At 64.2% G+C, this 15360-nt stretch carries 16 protein-coding genes, 1 pseudogene and 1 riboswitch; of the genes and pseudogenes, 7 read left to right on the top strand and 10 right to left on the bottom strand.

Annotated features, from left to right (window positions below; all coding sequences use genetic code 11):
* The first annotated feature begins 140 nt into the window (after positions 1-140).
* The gene (locus BRA1417_RS0112500; RefSeq protein ID WP_027516053.1) at positions 141-341 is read left to right on the top strand and encodes a hypothetical protein; all 201 of its coding nucleotides are present in this window, start codon (positions 141-143) and stop codon (positions 339-341) included.
* Between the two features lie 173 nt (positions 342-514).
* Positions 515-624, top strand: a riboswitch (S-adenosyl-L-homocysteine riboswitch).
* A 13-nt stretch (positions 625-637) separates the two neighbouring features.
* On the opposite strand, the gene BRA1417_RS0112495 is transcribed toward BRA1417_RS0112500, so the two are convergent.
* From BRA1417_RS0112495 to fliI, 6 genes are all read right to left on the bottom strand, one after another.
* Complete coding sequence (locus BRA1417_RS0112495; protein WP_027516052.1) at positions 638-1855, bottom strand: NAD(P)/FAD-dependent oxidoreductase; 1218 nt, start codon at positions 1853-1855, stop codon at positions 638-640.
* A gap of 142 nt (positions 1856-1997) precedes the next feature.
* Positions 1998-2957 carry an AraC family transcriptional regulator gene (locus BRA1417_RS0112490; protein ID WP_027516051.1) on the bottom strand — a complete coding sequence of 320 codons (960 nt, stop codon included), beginning with the start codon at positions 2955-2957 and terminating at the stop codon, positions 1998-2000.
* Between the two features lie 238 nt (positions 2958-3195).
* Entirely contained in the window at positions 3196-4254 is a 1059-nt protein-coding gene (locus BRA1417_RS0112485; protein ID WP_027516050.1) for an anti-sigma factor domain-containing protein, read from the bottom strand.
* A gap of 51 nt (positions 4255-4305) precedes the next feature.
* Positions 4306-4851 (bottom strand): sigma-70 family RNA polymerase sigma factor, encoded by a 546-nt coding sequence (locus tag BRA1417_RS0112480; RefSeq protein ID WP_027516049.1) that lies wholly within the window; start codon positions 4849-4851, stop codon positions 4306-4308.
* 179 nt (positions 4852-5030) lie between these two features.
* The gene (gene fliJ / locus BRA1417_RS0112475) at positions 5031-5450 is read right to left on the bottom strand and encodes a flagellar export protein FliJ (RefSeq protein WP_007600546.1); all 420 of its coding nucleotides are present in this window, start codon (positions 5448-5450) and stop codon (positions 5031-5033) included.
* Between the two features lie 121 nt (positions 5451-5571).
* Positions 5572-6897, bottom strand: coding sequence for a flagellar protein export ATPase FliI (fliI, locus tag BRA1417_RS0112470; protein WP_027516048.1), 1326 nt, complete (start codon positions 6895-6897; stop codon positions 5572-5574).
* Between the two features lie 415 nt (positions 6898-7312).
* On the opposite strand from fliI, the gene ctrA reads away from it, so the two are divergent.
* The 6 genes and pseudogenes from ctrA (at position 7313) to BRA1417_RS0112440 (ending at position 11875) form a co-directional block, all read left to right on the top strand.
* Entirely contained in the window at positions 7313-8014 is a 702-nt protein-coding gene (gene ctrA, locus BRA1417_RS0112465) for a response regulator transcription factor CtrA (RefSeq protein WP_007600544.1), read from the top strand.
* 169 nt (positions 8015-8183) lie between these two features.
* Complete coding sequence (locus tag BRA1417_RS0112460; RefSeq protein ID WP_027516047.1) at positions 8184-8588, top strand: DUF350 domain-containing protein; 405 nt, start codon at positions 8184-8186, stop codon at positions 8586-8588.
* Between the two features lie 14 nt (positions 8589-8602).
* The gene (locus BRA1417_RS0112455; protein WP_027516046.1) at positions 8603-8986 is read left to right on the top strand and encodes a hypothetical protein; all 384 of its coding nucleotides are present in this window, start codon (positions 8603-8605) and stop codon (positions 8984-8986) included.
* 3 nt (positions 8987-8989) lie between these two features.
* Positions 8990-10151 (top strand): annotated as a pseudogene (locus BRA1417_RS40255) (glutathionylspermidine synthase family protein).
* A gap of 247 nt (positions 10152-10398) precedes the next feature.
* Positions 10399-11037: a response regulator transcription factor gene (locus tag BRA1417_RS0112445; RefSeq protein ID WP_027516045.1), complete on the top strand. Its 639-nt coding sequence runs from the start codon at positions 10399-10401 to the stop codon at positions 11035-11037.
* A gap of 127 nt (positions 11038-11164) precedes the next feature.
* Positions 11165-11875, top strand: a complete 711-nt coding sequence (locus tag BRA1417_RS0112440) for a potassium channel family protein (RefSeq protein WP_027516044.1) — start codon at positions 11165-11167, stop codon at positions 11873-11875.
* Positions 11876-12293: 418 nt separating this feature from the next.
* Here the strand turns inward: BRA1417_RS0112440 and BRA1417_RS0112435 are convergent, their stop codons facing one another.
* From BRA1417_RS0112435 to BRA1417_RS0112420, 4 genes are all read right to left on the bottom strand, one after another.
* Positions 12294-13166 carry a protein-glutamate O-methyltransferase CheR gene (locus tag BRA1417_RS0112435; protein WP_027516043.1) on the bottom strand — a complete coding sequence of 291 codons (873 nt, stop codon included), beginning with the start codon at positions 13164-13166 and terminating at the stop codon, positions 12294-12296.
* Positions 13163-14365, bottom strand: coding sequence for a chemotaxis response regulator protein-glutamate methylesterase (locus BRA1417_RS0112430; RefSeq protein ID WP_027516042.1), 1203 nt, complete (start codon positions 14363-14365; stop codon positions 13163-13165). Before BRA1417_RS0112430 ends, BRA1417_RS0112435 begins: the two co-directional genes overlap by 4 nt.
* 75 nt (positions 14366-14440) lie before the next feature.
* Positions 14441-14806: a PleD family two-component system response regulator gene (locus tag BRA1417_RS0112425; protein WP_007600538.1), complete on the bottom strand. Its 366-nt coding sequence runs from the start codon at positions 14804-14806 to the stop codon at positions 14441-14443.
* 73 nt (positions 14807-14879) lie between these two features.
* A complete protein-coding gene (locus tag BRA1417_RS0112420) occupies positions 14880-15350 on the bottom strand; it encodes a chemotaxis protein CheW (RefSeq protein WP_007606277.1) in 471 nt (156 codons plus the stop codon).
* Positions 15351-15360 lie beyond the last annotated feature (10 nt).

Below are 15360 nucleotides of genomic sequence, written 5' to 3'. Positions count from 1 at the left end.
GGCTTCTCACGTCCTGTCACGCTCTTGTGATCGCCTCTTGGGAACGAATCCCCCCAATACTAGGTTGTTGGGCACCGGAAGCATGAACCTGCCCAAACACGCAGGCGACTACTTCGGGTAGATGGCGGCAGGAGCCTTCCATGAACCACTCGATTTACAGCGCAGATCGCTCGACCCACCTCAAGATCGTGGTTGTCGCGCTCGTTGCCGGCATCGCGGTGGCGGGTCTCGGGATCACCGCGCGTACGAGTTCAGACGAAGGCCTGACCCAGACCGCTCGCGTCATAAAGGCGGGCAAGCCGATCGCTATCACCAGCTCGAACGTTTCCCTCGTTCGCTAAGGAGATTTGAGTTTCAGGAATTCACGCGGCTCTTTATCAGCCCCCCAAAGTCGCCACGTGGATATGTAGACGACCCAACCCCAAGTCGACTACAGAAAGCGCCCGCCCCCCACGGGCGCTTTCTCATGTCTGGGGTATGTCGCCATTTTGAGCGCACGCGCGTCCAGCTCCGTCATTGCGAGGAGCTCTGCGACGAAGCAATCCAGAACCCCTCCGCAGAGACATTCTGGATTGCTTCGCTAGGCTCGCAATGACGGAGCAAAATGTACCGCCCTCATCCGCAACGGGCACCAACGCTACCGCGCGCCGTAAGTCGGCGGCGGCGCCTGCACCGTCGGCGCAGCAGCCGCGAACAGCTCGTCCTTGCGCCCCGAGAGCGGCGGATAGATCCGCTTGCGGTTGATGGTCTGCTTGGTTGCCTTCGCGGCCGCGCCGGTGGCGCGGACTTCGCGGTCCCACCCTTCCGTATAGAGCGCGCCCCAGCCGCCGAGATCGAGCACGGTCACGTACCAGTCGATCCGGAGCGGCAGCATCGGTAGGCCCGCGAGATCGGCGACCACGTTGTGGCCGGCGAAGCGGCCCATGGGACGCGCGAACTGGCAGGACATCACGGTCGGATGCAAGCCGTCGACCACGCTCGAGGCGACGTCCCCGGCCGCGAACACGCCGCCGACATCCGCAACCCGCATCATGGGATCGACCAGAAGGCGCCCGAGGCGATCGCGTGCGTCCGGGAAGCTCGCCGCCAAGGGGCTCGCGCGCATCCCGGCACACCAGATCACCGTCCGCGTCGGAATGAACTCGCCCGAACTCAGGCGCAGACCGGCCGCCTCGACGGAGACGACACGGACACCAAGCCGCGTCTCGACGTCGAGCGAGGCCAACGCCGTATCGATGACGGGACGTGCATGTGCGCCGATCGTGGCGCCCACGGCAGGATTGGGATCGACCAGGATGATGCGGCGGCTGCCGGTGATGCCGGCGCGCGCCAGCCTGTCGGGCATCTCGGCCGCGACCTCGATGCCGGTGAAGCCGGCGCCGACCACGACGATCGTCGAGCGCCCCGGCGCGGGCACGCTGCGTCCGAGCGAGGTGAGATGATGCTCGAGATGGAGCGCCGCTGCATAGGTGTCGACGTCGAAAGCATGCTCGGCAAGGCCGGGAATGTCGGGACGCATCACTTCGCTGCCGAGCGCCAGCACCAGCCGGTCATAAGTCAGCGTCTCGTTGCCGCCACCCGTCACCAGCGAAATCTCACGTCGTGCCGGATCGATGGCTTCGACCTCGCCGATCCCGTGACTGACGCCGATCGGATCGAGCAGTTGCGCCAGCGGAAGCGCGACCTCGCTGAGATCGGCCTCGTAATTGCGGACGCGGATGTTGTGATAGGGATTGCGGTCGACGACGCGGATCTCGATGTCGCCGCCAGCGCCGATCTCGTCGCGCTTGCGCGCGGCACCGATGGCCGCCCACAGGCCTGCAAACCCGGCGCCGAGCACGACGATACGCGCCATGTCCGTTGACTGCATTTCCCAAGAGAGCGACGACGAAGCGACGAACGATCAAGCCGTCTGACCGCGCAGACAGATATAGCTTATCCGGCCGGACTGACCAACTGCGGTGGCACCAGCGCGCCGCACAAATTGTCAGTGCGGCTCAGGCCTCGCGCAGTTCCGACGGCGTCGCGGCAAAGCGCTTGCGGAAGGCGCGATTGAAATAGGACAGATCGGAGAAGCCTGACGAATGCGCGATGTCGCTGATCTTGCGGGTCCTGGCGCGGGGATCGCTGAGCAACTTGCGCGCCTGCAGCAGGCGCTGCTCCAGCACGAATTCGGTGAAGGTCGTTCCGGCCTGCTCGAACAGGCGCTGTGCCTGGCGCGGGCTCAGACCGGAGCGCGTGGCAATTTCCGACAGGCAGAGATCGTTGCGGCCAAGCGCCGCCATCACGTCGGCGCGCATGAGGTCGAGACGGGCCGCCGCATGACCTCGCCCGCGCGCGAGACTTGCATGTTCGGCGTCGGTGCCGAGCAGGAGGCCGACGAGATCGACCATGTGCTGCGCGGTGAGGCGCTGGCCGACGGCGTCGAGATGCGGTGCGTGATGGGCGGCAAGGGAGTGGTAGCGCAAGATCGTCTCGGCGACCGCGCCGTCCGAGAGCACTTGCGACAGCTTGTCCTCGGCACGCGGATTGATCTCGAGCAGCGCGCGGCGCGGCATGCGGATGGTGGTGAAGCGATCTTCCTCGGTGTGGCCGACCGTGCCGGTGATGCCCATGTCGACGAGCACCATCTGCGCGGGCGCAAGCTCCACGGCATGGCCGTTCTGCCCGACGCGGACGAGACCCGCATGCGCCGCGATCAGGACGAGATCGTCGCTGCCGTCGGCAAGGTGGCTCTGGGTGCGTGAATATTGCGCGGAGGCCCCTTCGGGAATGGCGAGCGCGATATTGTCGACCACGCTGACTTGGAGCCGGCAATCGATGCTGTCGCCCCGGCTCGGCCCGATATCCAGGCCGCAGGCCCCGAAAGTCCGCTCGCGCCAATGTTCGAAGGCCAGGCCGTGTGGCAGCCCCGCATATTGGTGAATGAAGATGCCCGACGTTTTCGCTGCATCCATCTGATTTCTCGCCCCTCTCCGGCACCATGATTGGGGGGCGCCGACTGCAAATTCCGGGCATTTGACGCCGCGAAACGCGGAGAGGTTCAAATCGGAGGCGGATTCGGCGAGACTTGTCGGGATGCGACGGCGGGGCGGACCGTGGCGACGGGTTTCTGCGCTTGCAGCCCGCATGGAACAAAGCGGAATGCGGGACGGCGGCCCCGGATTGCGCTGCGCTCCTTCCGGGCTACGACGCCTACTTCTTCGCGGGCGCCTGCGGCGGGGACGGGGGCACGGTTTCGATCAGCTTGCCGGAAAACACCGGCGCCGAGGTCGGCTGGCCGTTGGGCGAACCGCCCGCCTGCTCGAGCGTGACGGCGTAGGTCGCGCCGTTGACGACGTCGGCATCGTACGAACCGAGCACCGGTCGTGCGGTGAAATCGCCGGCGCCGATCACGCCGAGCGAGCGCGGACGCGGCAGCTTGTCGGAGATCAGCCAGAGCTCGAAACTCTTGCCGGGCTCCGGTGTCGCGCCGACTTTACGCACCGTAAAGTTCTTGGTCGCACCGTCGATGGTGAGGATGAAGGCGGGACCTCCGCCCTGGCCCTGCAACAGCGCGACATATTGCGACGACACCGGGAGCGGCGCCGGCGTCTTCACCTCGACCGTCTGGATGCGCACTGGCGGTCGCAAGCCGCCCGGCAGCGCGTCGGGCAGGAAGATCTGAAGCGACAGCGTCACGAGCAGCGCGGCCGCGAGCGCGCCGACGGCGGATGCGATGATGCGCCAGCGCTTCACGCGGCCCTCGAGCCGGATCACGTTGCTGTTGTCGGCAACCGGCGGCGGTGCCGCACGCACGACATCCGGGTTCGGCGCGTGGACCTGCGGCATGAAGATCGGCACGACGTCGGGGATCGCATCGGACGCAGGACGCGCCGGGTCAGGCTGCTCCGCTTCGGGAGGCTGCGGCCCCGGTTGCTGCATAGTCTCCGACGGCAACTGCGGAGGCACGGTGTCGGGCGAGGAAAACTCCGGCACAGGTGGCGGCGGTGCTGCGTCCGGCAGTGCTGGCGGATCCTGCGCAAAGCCCGTCCGCGCGAGCTCGGATCTGATGTTCTCCCACACGATCGGACGCGGCTCGATCGAGCCGACCATCTGGTTGAGGACGCCGAGCCGGAATGCCCACGCCTGCACGACATCGGCGAACGCCTGGTCCACCGCCATCATGGTCTCGACCTGCGCGCGCTCGCCGGCGTCGAGCGTACCGAGCGCATATTCCGCGGCGAGCGCGATATGGTCCTCCGTATAGGCCATCACTTGCGGTCCAGACCCACCCTCACAGTAGGAGCTCTCATGGCTCGAATCTCATAGCCCGAGACATTCGCGAATATCCAACATGCTGCGCCGAAGCCACGTCTTCACCGTGTTGATGGGCGCCGCGAATTTCTCCGCCAGTTGCTCGCGGCTCCAGCCGTTGTAATAGGCGAGAAGCACGAGCCTCTGACGGTCCGGCTCGAGCCGGCCGATACATTCGAGCAGCCGCCTCAATTCCTCGGTCATCTCCCGCCGCGCCAGCGGATCGGGGCTGTCGCTTGCGACTTCCATCGCCTGCGGCTCTTCCTCGATGGAGACTTCCGTCTTCTTGCGCACGATGTCGATGGCGCGGTTGCGCGCGATCGACGCCATCCAAGTGATCGGCGACGCGAGAGCGGGATTGAACTGGCCGGCGCTGTTCCAGATCTTGACGTAGGTCTCCTGAATGACCTCCTCTGCGAGATCCTGTCGGCGCAAGATACGGAGCACGACGCCATAGAGTTTCGCGCGCGTGGCGACGTAGAGGCGCTCGAACGCGGACTGATCGCCCTGCGCCACCGCCCCAATCAGCCCGACCAGCTCTGCTGGCGTCAGCATTCAGCCCCCCAATGCGCAGCCCGTCGCGTTCCGCGCAGGCCCTGGCACTTCGCCACCATAGCGCGCGACAAAGCCGACCACCAAGGGGGCGCGGCGGCACACTGTGGACAGCACATGCAAAAACCCGGACCCATGGGGTCCGGGTTCTGCAAATTCTCGCAGGTCTGGCGGCTAGCGTCTCAGGCGACGGCGCCCATGCGGGCACGCATCAGGCCGATGCTGTCGAGATCGGCCTGCTCGCGGGCGTTTTCCTCGGCGCGTTCGCGGGCCTGATCGCGCTCGTCGAGGAGCTCGACCTTCTTCAGCTCCTCGAAGGCTTCGGCCAGCGCAGCCTTGGCTTCGTCGAGCTGGCCCTTCAGCTCGTCGGCCGAACGGGTCAGGTTCTCGCGACGCTGGATGGCAGCCTTGGCATAGGTCGGATAGGCGAAGTGCGAGGGATCGTTGATCCCGGCGCGCTCCTGCTCGGTCGAGATCTCGCGTTCAAGATCGGTCGACATCCGCTGGAAGTCGGCGATCATGGTCTCGATCTGGCTGACCCGGCGGCGCTTCTCGTCGACCTGAAATTTCTTCAGGCGGATGAGGGTATCACGTGACTTCATCGACTCGTACTCCCCAGAAGTCCCTTGGCTGCACGTGGGACAACACCGGTCTCCCCACGGGCCCGACGGGGGCCAAGACCGGCTCTGCTACTCTGTGGGATGGGATGATGACGGGACAAAGTTAGCGTTCCGTTTCCAAATTGCCGAGGATTTGCGCCAACTGGCGGTAGCCGTCCGCCAGCGATGCATTTTCATCCTTGCGCTGGCGCAGGAAGGCCTCCAGCGGCTCGTGCAGGCGGATCGCCTCGTCGACTTCGGGGCTGGAGCCGGCGCGGTAGGCGCCCAGACGGATCAATTCCTCCATGTCGGCATAGGTCGCCATCACCGCCCGCGCCTTCTGGATGATCGGCCAAAACTCCGGGTCGGCCGATTTCGGCATGGTGCGGGAGACGGATTTGAGGATGTTGATGGCGGGGTAGCGGCCGCGCTCGGCGATCGAGCGCTGCATCACGATGTGGCCGTCGAGGATGCCGCGGACGGCATCTGCGATCGGCTCGTTGTGGTCGTCGCCATCGACCAGCACCGTGAAGATCGCGGTGATGGCGCCCTCGCCCAGGCCCGGGCCGGCGCGCTCCAGAAGCTTCGGCAGCTCGGTGAACACGGTCGGCGTGTAGCCCTTGGCGGTCGGCGGCTCGCCAGCGGACAGGCCGATCTCGCGCTGGGCCATGGCAAAGCGCGTCACCGAATCCATCAGGCAAAGGACGTCCTGCTCCTCGTCGCGAAAATATTCGGCGATCGCGAGAGTCAGATACGCGGCCTGACGGCGCATCAGCGCCGGCTCGTCGGAGGTCGCGACCACGACGACGGAACGCGCCAGGCCCTCCTCGCCGAGGTCGTCCTGCAAGAACTCCTGCACCTCACGGCCGCGTTCGCCGATCAGCCCGATGACGCTGACGGCGGCATCGACGTTGCGCGCCAGCATCGACAGCAGCACCGACTTGCCGACGCCGGAGCCTGCGAAGATGCCCATGCGCTGGCCGCGGCAGCAGGTCAGGAAGGTGTTCATCGCGCGCACGCCGAGATCGAGCGGCGCGCCGACGCGCTTGCGCGAGTGCGCCGGCGGCGGCGAATTGCGGTACGGCATCGGCGCCGGGCCCTGCGGCAGCGGCCCCTTGCCGTCGATCGGCTCACCCAGCGCATTGACGACACGGCCGAGCCAGGCCGCGCAAGGCCGCACCTGATTTGCGGCATTGGCGATGACGGCCTTGCAGCCGCGCCGCACGCCGTCGAGGCCGGCGAACGGCATCACGACGGCGTTGTTGCCGGAGAAGCCGATCACCTCGCAGGGGATGGAACGGTTACCGCCGGTCTCGATCACGAGCCGCGCGCCCACCGACATCGCATGGATCGGGCCGGCCACCTCGACCATCAGGCCGCGCACGCCGACCACACGGCCGTAAATATTGATGCCGTCGATGTCGCCGATCTGTTCGGCAAGAGCCTTCACAAGAGGGCCTTCATGAGGTGATCGCCTTCATAATCCGGGGTTTCGTGGCGAGAACCTTAAGTTTCGCCATATTTCTGAACGGCGCTTAACTTCGTGTTTACCCGCATCGTTAATCATTGCGTCACTGTCTTTGTGACTGAGCGTGGCTCCCCTTCAGAAGAAGGCTGAGTCGCGGGAGTCGGTTAGGCCCGTCTCTTAAAGTGGAACTTGAACGCAACCGGATAACGAAAGCTGCTTCGTACACAAGACCTTAGGGCGATTCGACGAAAATTGCATCTACAGGGCTTGCGTTCCAGAATCAGAATTTGTTAACCATCTGTTGTCAGGATCCGAATCAGTTGTTCAAAGGCGTTTTGTTGTGTGCCGCGAATGCGGCCGACCTGACGCCCAGGAGCGGCGACTATGGGGAACTGGCATGCGCGTTTTGCTGATTGAAGATGACAGCGCCGTCGCGCAGTCGATCGAGCTGATGTTGAAGTCTGAGAGCTTCAACGTCTACACGACCGATTTGGGGGAAGAAGGCGTCGATCTCGGTAAATTATACGATTACGACATTATCCTTCTCGACCTCAACCTGCCCGACATGTCCGGCTACGACGTGCTCAAGCAGCTCCGGGTCTCCAAGATCAAGACACCCATTCTGATCCTCTCCGGCCTCGCCGGCATCGAGGACAAGGTCAAGGGTCTCGGCGTCGGCGCCGACGACTACATGACCAAGCCCTTCCACAAGGACGAGCTGGTTGCCCGGATCCACGCGATCGTGCGCCGCTCCAAGGGCCATGCCCAGTCGGTGATCCAGACCGGTGACCTCGTCGTCAACCTCGACACCAAGACGGTGGAAGTCGGCGGCCAGCGCGTGCATCTGACCGGCAAGGAATACCAGATGCTGGAGCTGCTCTCGCTCCGCAAGGGCACGACCCTCACCAAGGAAATGTTCCTCAACCACCTCTATGGCGGCATGGACGAGCCCGAGCTGAAGATCATCGACGTCTTCATCTGCAAGCTCCGCAAGAAGCTCGCGAATGCCTCGGAAGGCCGCAACTTCATCGAGACCGTGTGGGGCCGCGGCTACGTGCTGCGCGAGCCGCACGAGGTCGAAGAGCGCATTCCCGCCTGATCCTGGGTTTACCCGCGAGCCCTTCGGGGCTTGCTCCTCCCAGCCTGGACCCCGCCGCGAATGGCGGGGTTTTGTTTTTTGGGGACACGAACGCGGCCTCATCGTCCTGCCGCCGTTGAACCGCTATCCTTCCCCCGCCGACGAATGGTCGCTGCACGATGGGGGAACGATGATCCTGCAATCACTCGCCGGCCTGCCCGCCTTCCTGGTCTATTTCTGCACCGGGCTGATCGCGATCGTGGCGTATCTGTTCGTCTACACCCGCATCACTCCCTACAACGAATTCCAGCTCATCCGCGACAACGAGCCGGCCGCGGCGGTCGCACTCGGCCTCAGCCTGCTCGGCTTCGTGGCGCCGCTGGTCAGCGCCATCGCGCATTCGGCCAATGTGCTTGATTGCCTGATCTGGGCGCTCATCGCGCTGATCGTGCAGATCATCGTGCTCTTTCTGGTGAGGGTGCCGGTGCCGAGTCTGCCGGCGCGGATCGCGGCCGGCGAGCTTGCGCCCGCGATCTGGCTCGGGCTGTCCTCGCTCGCCGCGGGACTGCTCAATGCCGCCTGCATGATCTACTGACATGATCCACTGAAATGGCCGACAAACCCTCCAAACAGCAGTTCGGCAAGCGCCGGCCGCCGGCCGAGCCGCCTCCGCGGCCGCCGGTGAAGCGCTCCCGCCATGTCGCGCTGCTGGTGATGGGCACGATCGCGGTCGGCACCACCGCCTACACGCTGATGCCGCGGCAGAATTGCGAGCCCTCTCCTGTCGGCACGGACCCAGCGGTGCAAGCGAGCACCTCGTGCAGCAGCAGCCGCAGCTCCTCCGGGGGCGGCGGCGGCTCATCGCGATCGAGCTTCTTCAGCAGCGACTCCTCGAGCCATTCCTCGTCCGGAACGTCGTCCGATTCAGGCTCCGGCGGCGTGAGCCGCGGCGGCTTCGGCTCGTTTGGCCATGGCTTCTCCGGCGGCGGCTGACCCATGCGACGCATCGTCTGCCCCGAGCGCGACGACTGGCGGCAGACCGCCGAACAATGCGGCTTCGCCTTCCACACCATCGACGGCGAGCGCTATTTGGGACGAGCGCGCCTACTACGCCTTCACGCTCGACGAGATCGAGCGCGGCATCGAGACGCCGACCGGCGAGATCAACGCGATGTGCCTGGAGCTTGTCGGCCGCGTGATCGGCGACGAGCGCCATCTGCGGCGCTTGAAGATACCGGACGCGTTCTGGAGCTTGATCGCCGAAAGCTGGGCACGAGACCACCGCAGCCTTTATGGCCGGCTCGATCTGAAATTCGACGGCAAGGGACCGGCAAAGCTGCTCGAATACAACGCGGACACGCCGACCTCGATTTTCGAAGCCGCGGTGTTTCAGTGGACCTGGCTCGAACAGGCGATCGAACGGCGCATCATCCCGTCGCGCGCCGACCAGTTCAACTCCATCCACGAACGACTGATCGAAGCGTGGAAGCAGATTGCCGCGGGGCGCCACGTCCATCTCACCGGCACCACGGGCAATGAGGAGGACGCCGGCACGCTCGCCTATCTCGAAGACACCGCGCGCCAGGCGGGACTGGCGACCACGCTGCTCGACATCGAGACAATCGGCTGGCGCGATGATGCCGGTGGCTTCGTCGATCTCGACGACCGCGACATCGCGCTCGCCTTCAAGCTCTATCCCTGGGAATGGATGTTCCACGACAGCTTCGGCGCAAAGCTCAAGGACGCACCGACACGCTGGATCGAACCGCCGTGGAAGGCGGTGCTCTCCAACAAGGGCATCCTGCCGCTGCTCTGGGAGATGTTTCCGAACCATCCCAATCTGTTGCCGGCTTTCTTCGAGGACGATCCGCGAGCAGCCGAGCTCGGCAGCTCCTATGTGCGCAAGCCGCTGCTGTCGCGCGAAGGCGCCAATGTGACGCTGGTATCCGGCGGAATGCCGCTCGACGAGCAGCCAGGACCCTATGGCGCCGAAGGATTCGTGCGGCAGGCGCTCGCGCCGCTGCCGAACTTCTCAGACTTCTATCCGGTGGTGGGAAGCTGGCTGGTGGATCACGAACCCTGCGGTCTCTCGATCCGCGAGGACGAGAGCCCGATCACCGGCAACGGTTCGCGGTTTCTGCCGCATGCGATTTTGTGAGGGATACCCTTCTTTCCTTCTGGGAGAAGGTCGCCGCGTAGCGCCGGATGACGGGTTCTATTCGCGAGTTCAAAGCGTCAGTTGGTTTCGCGGCTCGCGCATCGACAAAGGCCGCACGGCGGCGGCATGGCACAAAGTGCATAGAGACTTTTCGCGCCGACAGATCAGCTATGTCTTAAAAGGGTGCACAAAGACACTTGGGCACCCTGAATAGCGCGGTAGCCTCTCTGCGATGAAGAGGGGACCGGTGCCGGGGCTCGTGCATATTGTTGACGACGACCTGTCTTTCCTGACGGCCATGGAGCGTCATTTAAGGCACGCCGGTTACGAGGTCGCCGTCTATGCGTCCGCGCAGGCGTTGCTGGACCGACTGCCGAGCGACAACATTCCGAGTTGCATCCTTCTCGATGTGCAAATCCCCGACTTGGACGGCCCTGCCCTCCAAAAACAATTGGGCGAACTCGGATCGACCTTGCCGATCATATTTCTCTCCGGCTATCGCGACATTCCAATCACGGTGCGGACCATAAAAGCGGGTGCGCAGGATTTTCTTAGCAAGCCGGTAAGCTCAGAAGAGCTTCTTCGCGCAATCGCCGGAGCCTTGGCACACCATCGGTCATCACGAGACCTACAGACCAGGCTGAACATGGCTCGTGCTCGTCTCGCTAAATTGACGCCGCGCGAGCGACAGGTTTTCGACCTTGTCGTTCGGGGCAAAATCAACAAGCAGATCGCACACACGCTCGGAACGACCGAGCGCACGATCAAAGCTCACCGCCACGGCTTGATGGAGAAAATGCAGGTTCGATCATTAGCCGAACTGGTCTCTCTTGCCGAGCGGATCGGCGTCTTGGACGGCGCATCCGGCGAGGAAGGGACGGCCTGACAACTCCAGCAGTTTCCAGATACCTGCCGCTCCGTTGATCTACGTCAACAACGTTGAGCTTTCGTCTCGAACTGTAAAGGCGAGGGTGTGATCGGCGCGATCAGTGCCAGGAGTGTTAGGACCATCGATGGGAACGCCCATAAGCGAGCTACGCCGGTTGCGCGGAGAACGCATCGACTGGCTGCTCTCGGTGCTGACCGGAGTGCTCGCATTATTGATTTTTGTCTTCGCGCCACTACAGGCAATGGGCATAACCGCCTTTCATCTATTTGCTGATGGTCTATTGCTGACGATCATCGTCAGCATGGTGATCATTTCGAACAGCCCAACCGCCCTCGTTCTGATGTCGCTCGCGCTTGTCTCGAACGTCGCCGTATTCTTCCTTCGCATCTATTATCCTGTACCGTACCACCTTCACATTTTGGCCGGTGCATGGTTGGTCATCGCCTGCACGTTAGGCGTTGTCGTGCTTCAGGCCGTGTTCAGGCGAGGCCTCATTACGTATCACCGGATTATTGGAGCGATCCTTCTGTACCTGTTGATTGCCGTGGCCTTTGCCACGCTGTTCCTCTTTATAGGGCTGGCGGCCCCAGACGCGATCAAGGGAATAACCTTTGAGGACGACCAATCAGTCGCAGCGTCGCTCTTTTACATGAGCTTTGTCACGCTGACATCGACCGGCTACGGCGACATCGTTCCGGTGCATCCGTTAGCACGAAGTCTCTGCAATATTGAAAGCGTCATCGGCCAGCTTTATCCGGCGACCCTCTTAGCGAGGCTTGTGACCCTCGAACTAAGCAGCACTGACTCCGCGCGCAAGCCGACATCTGCGATCTGAGCCCGCTGGAGCTGCACCGACACGGCGTCCGTGTATCTGTTTCGCAGGCACGAAAAAGGGAGGTCTGCGACGCATCCGACAAAGCGTCTTTCGATCAAGTCAGCGACTGTTGCCGGGATTGCTGCGAGCGCCTTGTTAGGTCGTCCGCCATAATGCAGGGGGCAATGCAAATGGCGGTGTCAACCGCGTTGGGCGGGGCGGTAAGGGCCTGTCTCACGACGCAAAAGGCCGTCACGGCTTCCTCCCCGTGGCGGCCTTTTTCGTTCCCACTCCGACAGCAGACGACGTCGCGTCGTCCACCAGGCGGCGACAGGCACCGCGCAGGCCGACGTCTATCGGCCTAGCATCGTTCCGTTAAAGCAAAGCAGCTTCGAACGCGCGGCAACATCACGGCGCCGATAGGCGCGGGCCACGCGTCTCACCGCGCCGCTGCCACCTTCAACGACGGCGGCATCAATCCGCCCATCGGGCGGCCGGAGCGCGTCGGGTTGAGCTGATAGAGACCACGACGTTCGACGATCGGGCGGAACGCGTCAGTGATGCCGACGACGGATTCGGCGGCGCCGAGCAGCAGCGTGCCGTCGGCTTCCAAAATCTTCGCCATGCGCTCGAAGATCACAGCCTTGGTGTCCTGGTCGAAATAGATCAGCACATTGCGGCAGAAGATCACGTCGAACGTGCCGAGATGGGAGAAGTCCTGCAACAGATTGAGCTGCCGGAACTGCACCATGGCGCGGATGTCGGCATTGAGCTGCCAGACCTCGCCCGCTTGCGTGAAGTATTTCATCAGGTGCTGGATCGGCAGGCCGCGCTGCACCTCGAACTGGCTGTAGACGCCGGCCTTGGATTTCTCCAGCACCTCCTGCGACAGATCGGTGGCCACGATCTCGATGCGCCAGCCGGCGAAGGCCGCGCCCATCTCCTTCACGCACATCGCGATCGAATAGGGCTCCTGTCCGGTCGACGACGCCGCCGACCAGATGCGCAGCGACTTGCGCGCCGCACGCGCCCGAAGCAGCCCCGGCAGGATCGTTTCGCGCAGATGATCGAACGGGATCTTGTCGCGGTAGAAGAAGGTCTCGTTGGTGGTCATCGCTTCGACCACGTCGCTTGCAAGCCGCCCGTCGCCGTTCCTGATCTTCAGCACGAGATCGGGAATTCCGCTAAGGCTCCCCCTGCGGGCGAGCGGCAGCAGCCGACTCTCGACCAGATACTGCTTGTCCGGCGAGAGATCGAGGCCGGAGCGCTCTTTCAGGAATTTGCGCAGATAGTCGTAGTCACCCGGTGTCACGAGCGGTCTCCCGCGAACAGGCGATTGACCCGGCTGCCGATCTGGTTGAGTGGCAGGATCGCCGCGCAGATGCCGGCATTGGCCGCCGCGCCCGGCATGCCCCAGACCACGCTGGAGGCTTCGTCCTGCGCGATCACGCTGCCGCCGGCGGCGACGATGTCCTTGCCGCCGCGCATGCCGTCCGAGCCCATGCCCGTCAGGATCACCGAGAGGATGGCGCCATGCCAGATGTCGATGGCGGAGGTGAACAGCGGATCGACCGCGGGCTTGCAGAAATTGACCGCGGGGCCGTCGTCGAGCGCGATCGCCACGTCGGCGCCGCTACGCACGACGCGCATGTGCTTGCCGCCCGGCGCAAGATAGATGCGACCCGGCTTCACCGGCTCGCCGTCGACGGCTTCGGCTGCCGGCTTGCGGCTCGTGCGTGCCAGATGCTCCGCGAGAATGGTGGTGAAGGTCGGTGGCATGTGCTGGGTGATCAGCACCGGCACGCGGTCGATCACGGGGCCGAGCTCGGCGACGAGCGCCATCAGCGCCTGAGGACCGCCGGTCGATGAGCCGATCAGCAGCACCTTCGGGGCCTGGGTCGAGAACGGACGCGTGGACAGCAGCGAGGACGACGACGGCGCATGCAGGGCCGGAGCCGCCGCGGACGCGGCAGGCCGCGCGACAAGCGGTCCACGTGCAGCCGGAGCCGGGCTTGCGGGCGCGAGCGGCGGGCTCGCAACCGCGGGCTTGCGGCGCAGCCGTGCGCCGAGGTGGCGGATTTTCTGGATCAGGTCGTGATGGAAGATGTCCGCAGCCGACGCCTCACGCGTCGATTCCGGCTTCGGGATATAGTCGGCCGCGCCGAGCGACAGCGCCTTGAAACTGATCTCCGCGTTGCGGCGGGTCAGCGTCGAAGCCATGATGATGACGAGATCGCGCTTCTTCGCCAGGAGTTGCGGCAGCGCCGAGATACCGTCGAGCTCGGGCATTTCGATATCGAGCACGGCAACGTCGGGGTTGATACGTTCGATCTGGTTGACCGCCTCGAGCCCGGTGCGCAGCGAGGCCGCGACCTCCATGTCATGCTCGGCACCGACCCAGCGCGAGATCAGACCGCGAATGACGACGGAGTCGTCGACGATCATCACCCGCAACGGTCCGGCTTCCCGCGACGAGCCCGGGGTCGAGTTACCTGCGAACGCAACACTCATTACTCACCAACTCAGACTGAAACGGTCAGTTGAAAACAAACGCCGAAGGAGCCGTTCAGCCTCCGGAGCGGTCGCTCAGATAAGGCCGACTTCCTGGAATTTCGCCGTCACGATGTCCTTGTCGAAAGGCTTCATGATGTACTCGTTGGCGCCCGCGTGCAGCGCGCGCGCGATATGCGCGACGTCGTTCTCGGTGGTGCAGAACACCACCTTGGGCTGGTCGCCGCCAGGCATGCGCCGGAGATGGCCGAGGAACTCGTAGCCATCCATCACCGGCATGTTCCAGTCGAGCAGGACCGCATCGGGCAGGCCGCGCTTGCAGGCCTCCAGCGCCTTCTCACCGTCCTCGGCTTCGAGGATTTGGAAGTCGAGGCCCTCCAGGATCCGGCGCGCAACCTTGCGGATGACGCTGGAATCATCAACGACGAGACAAGTTCGCATGTGAACCTCTGCTTCCACCCCCTTTTGCGGGGGCACTTCCAATTGCAGGTACGTCGGCGGATGTGCCGGCGTATCAGGCCGCCATCATCTCGGGCGCGAGCTCGAGGACGCGGTCGACGTCGAGGACGACCATGAGCTGGCCGTCGAGACGGTGGACACCGCCGGCGAGCTTGGCCATGCGGGGGTCGAGATTGACGGGGTTTTCTTCCATGCCGTCCTCGGCAAGCCGCAGCACTTCGCCGATCTGGTCGATCAGGAGGCCATAGGATTCACCGCGCAGGTCGACGCCGACCGCCATCGGGATCTTGCCGTCCTCGGGCTTGGGCAGGCCGAGCCGGGCGCGCATGTCGACCACGGTGACGATGCGGCCGCGCAGGTTCAGCACGCCCGCGATCTCGCGCGAGGACAGCGGCACGCGGGTGACGCGCTCGGGCATGAACACGTCCTGGACGCGGGAGATCGGCAGACCGAACAGCTGGCCGCCGATCATCGCGGTGACGTATTCGACCATGGCGCCTTCGCCGGACTGGGTCTTCTTGGTCATGTGCGTATCT

Source organism: Bradyrhizobium sp. WSM1417 (assembly GCF_000515415.1).
Taxonomy (GTDB): domain Bacteria; phylum Pseudomonadota; class Alphaproteobacteria; order Rhizobiales; family Xanthobacteraceae; genus Bradyrhizobium.
This window is presented reverse-complemented; position numbering and strand designations above follow the sequence as displayed.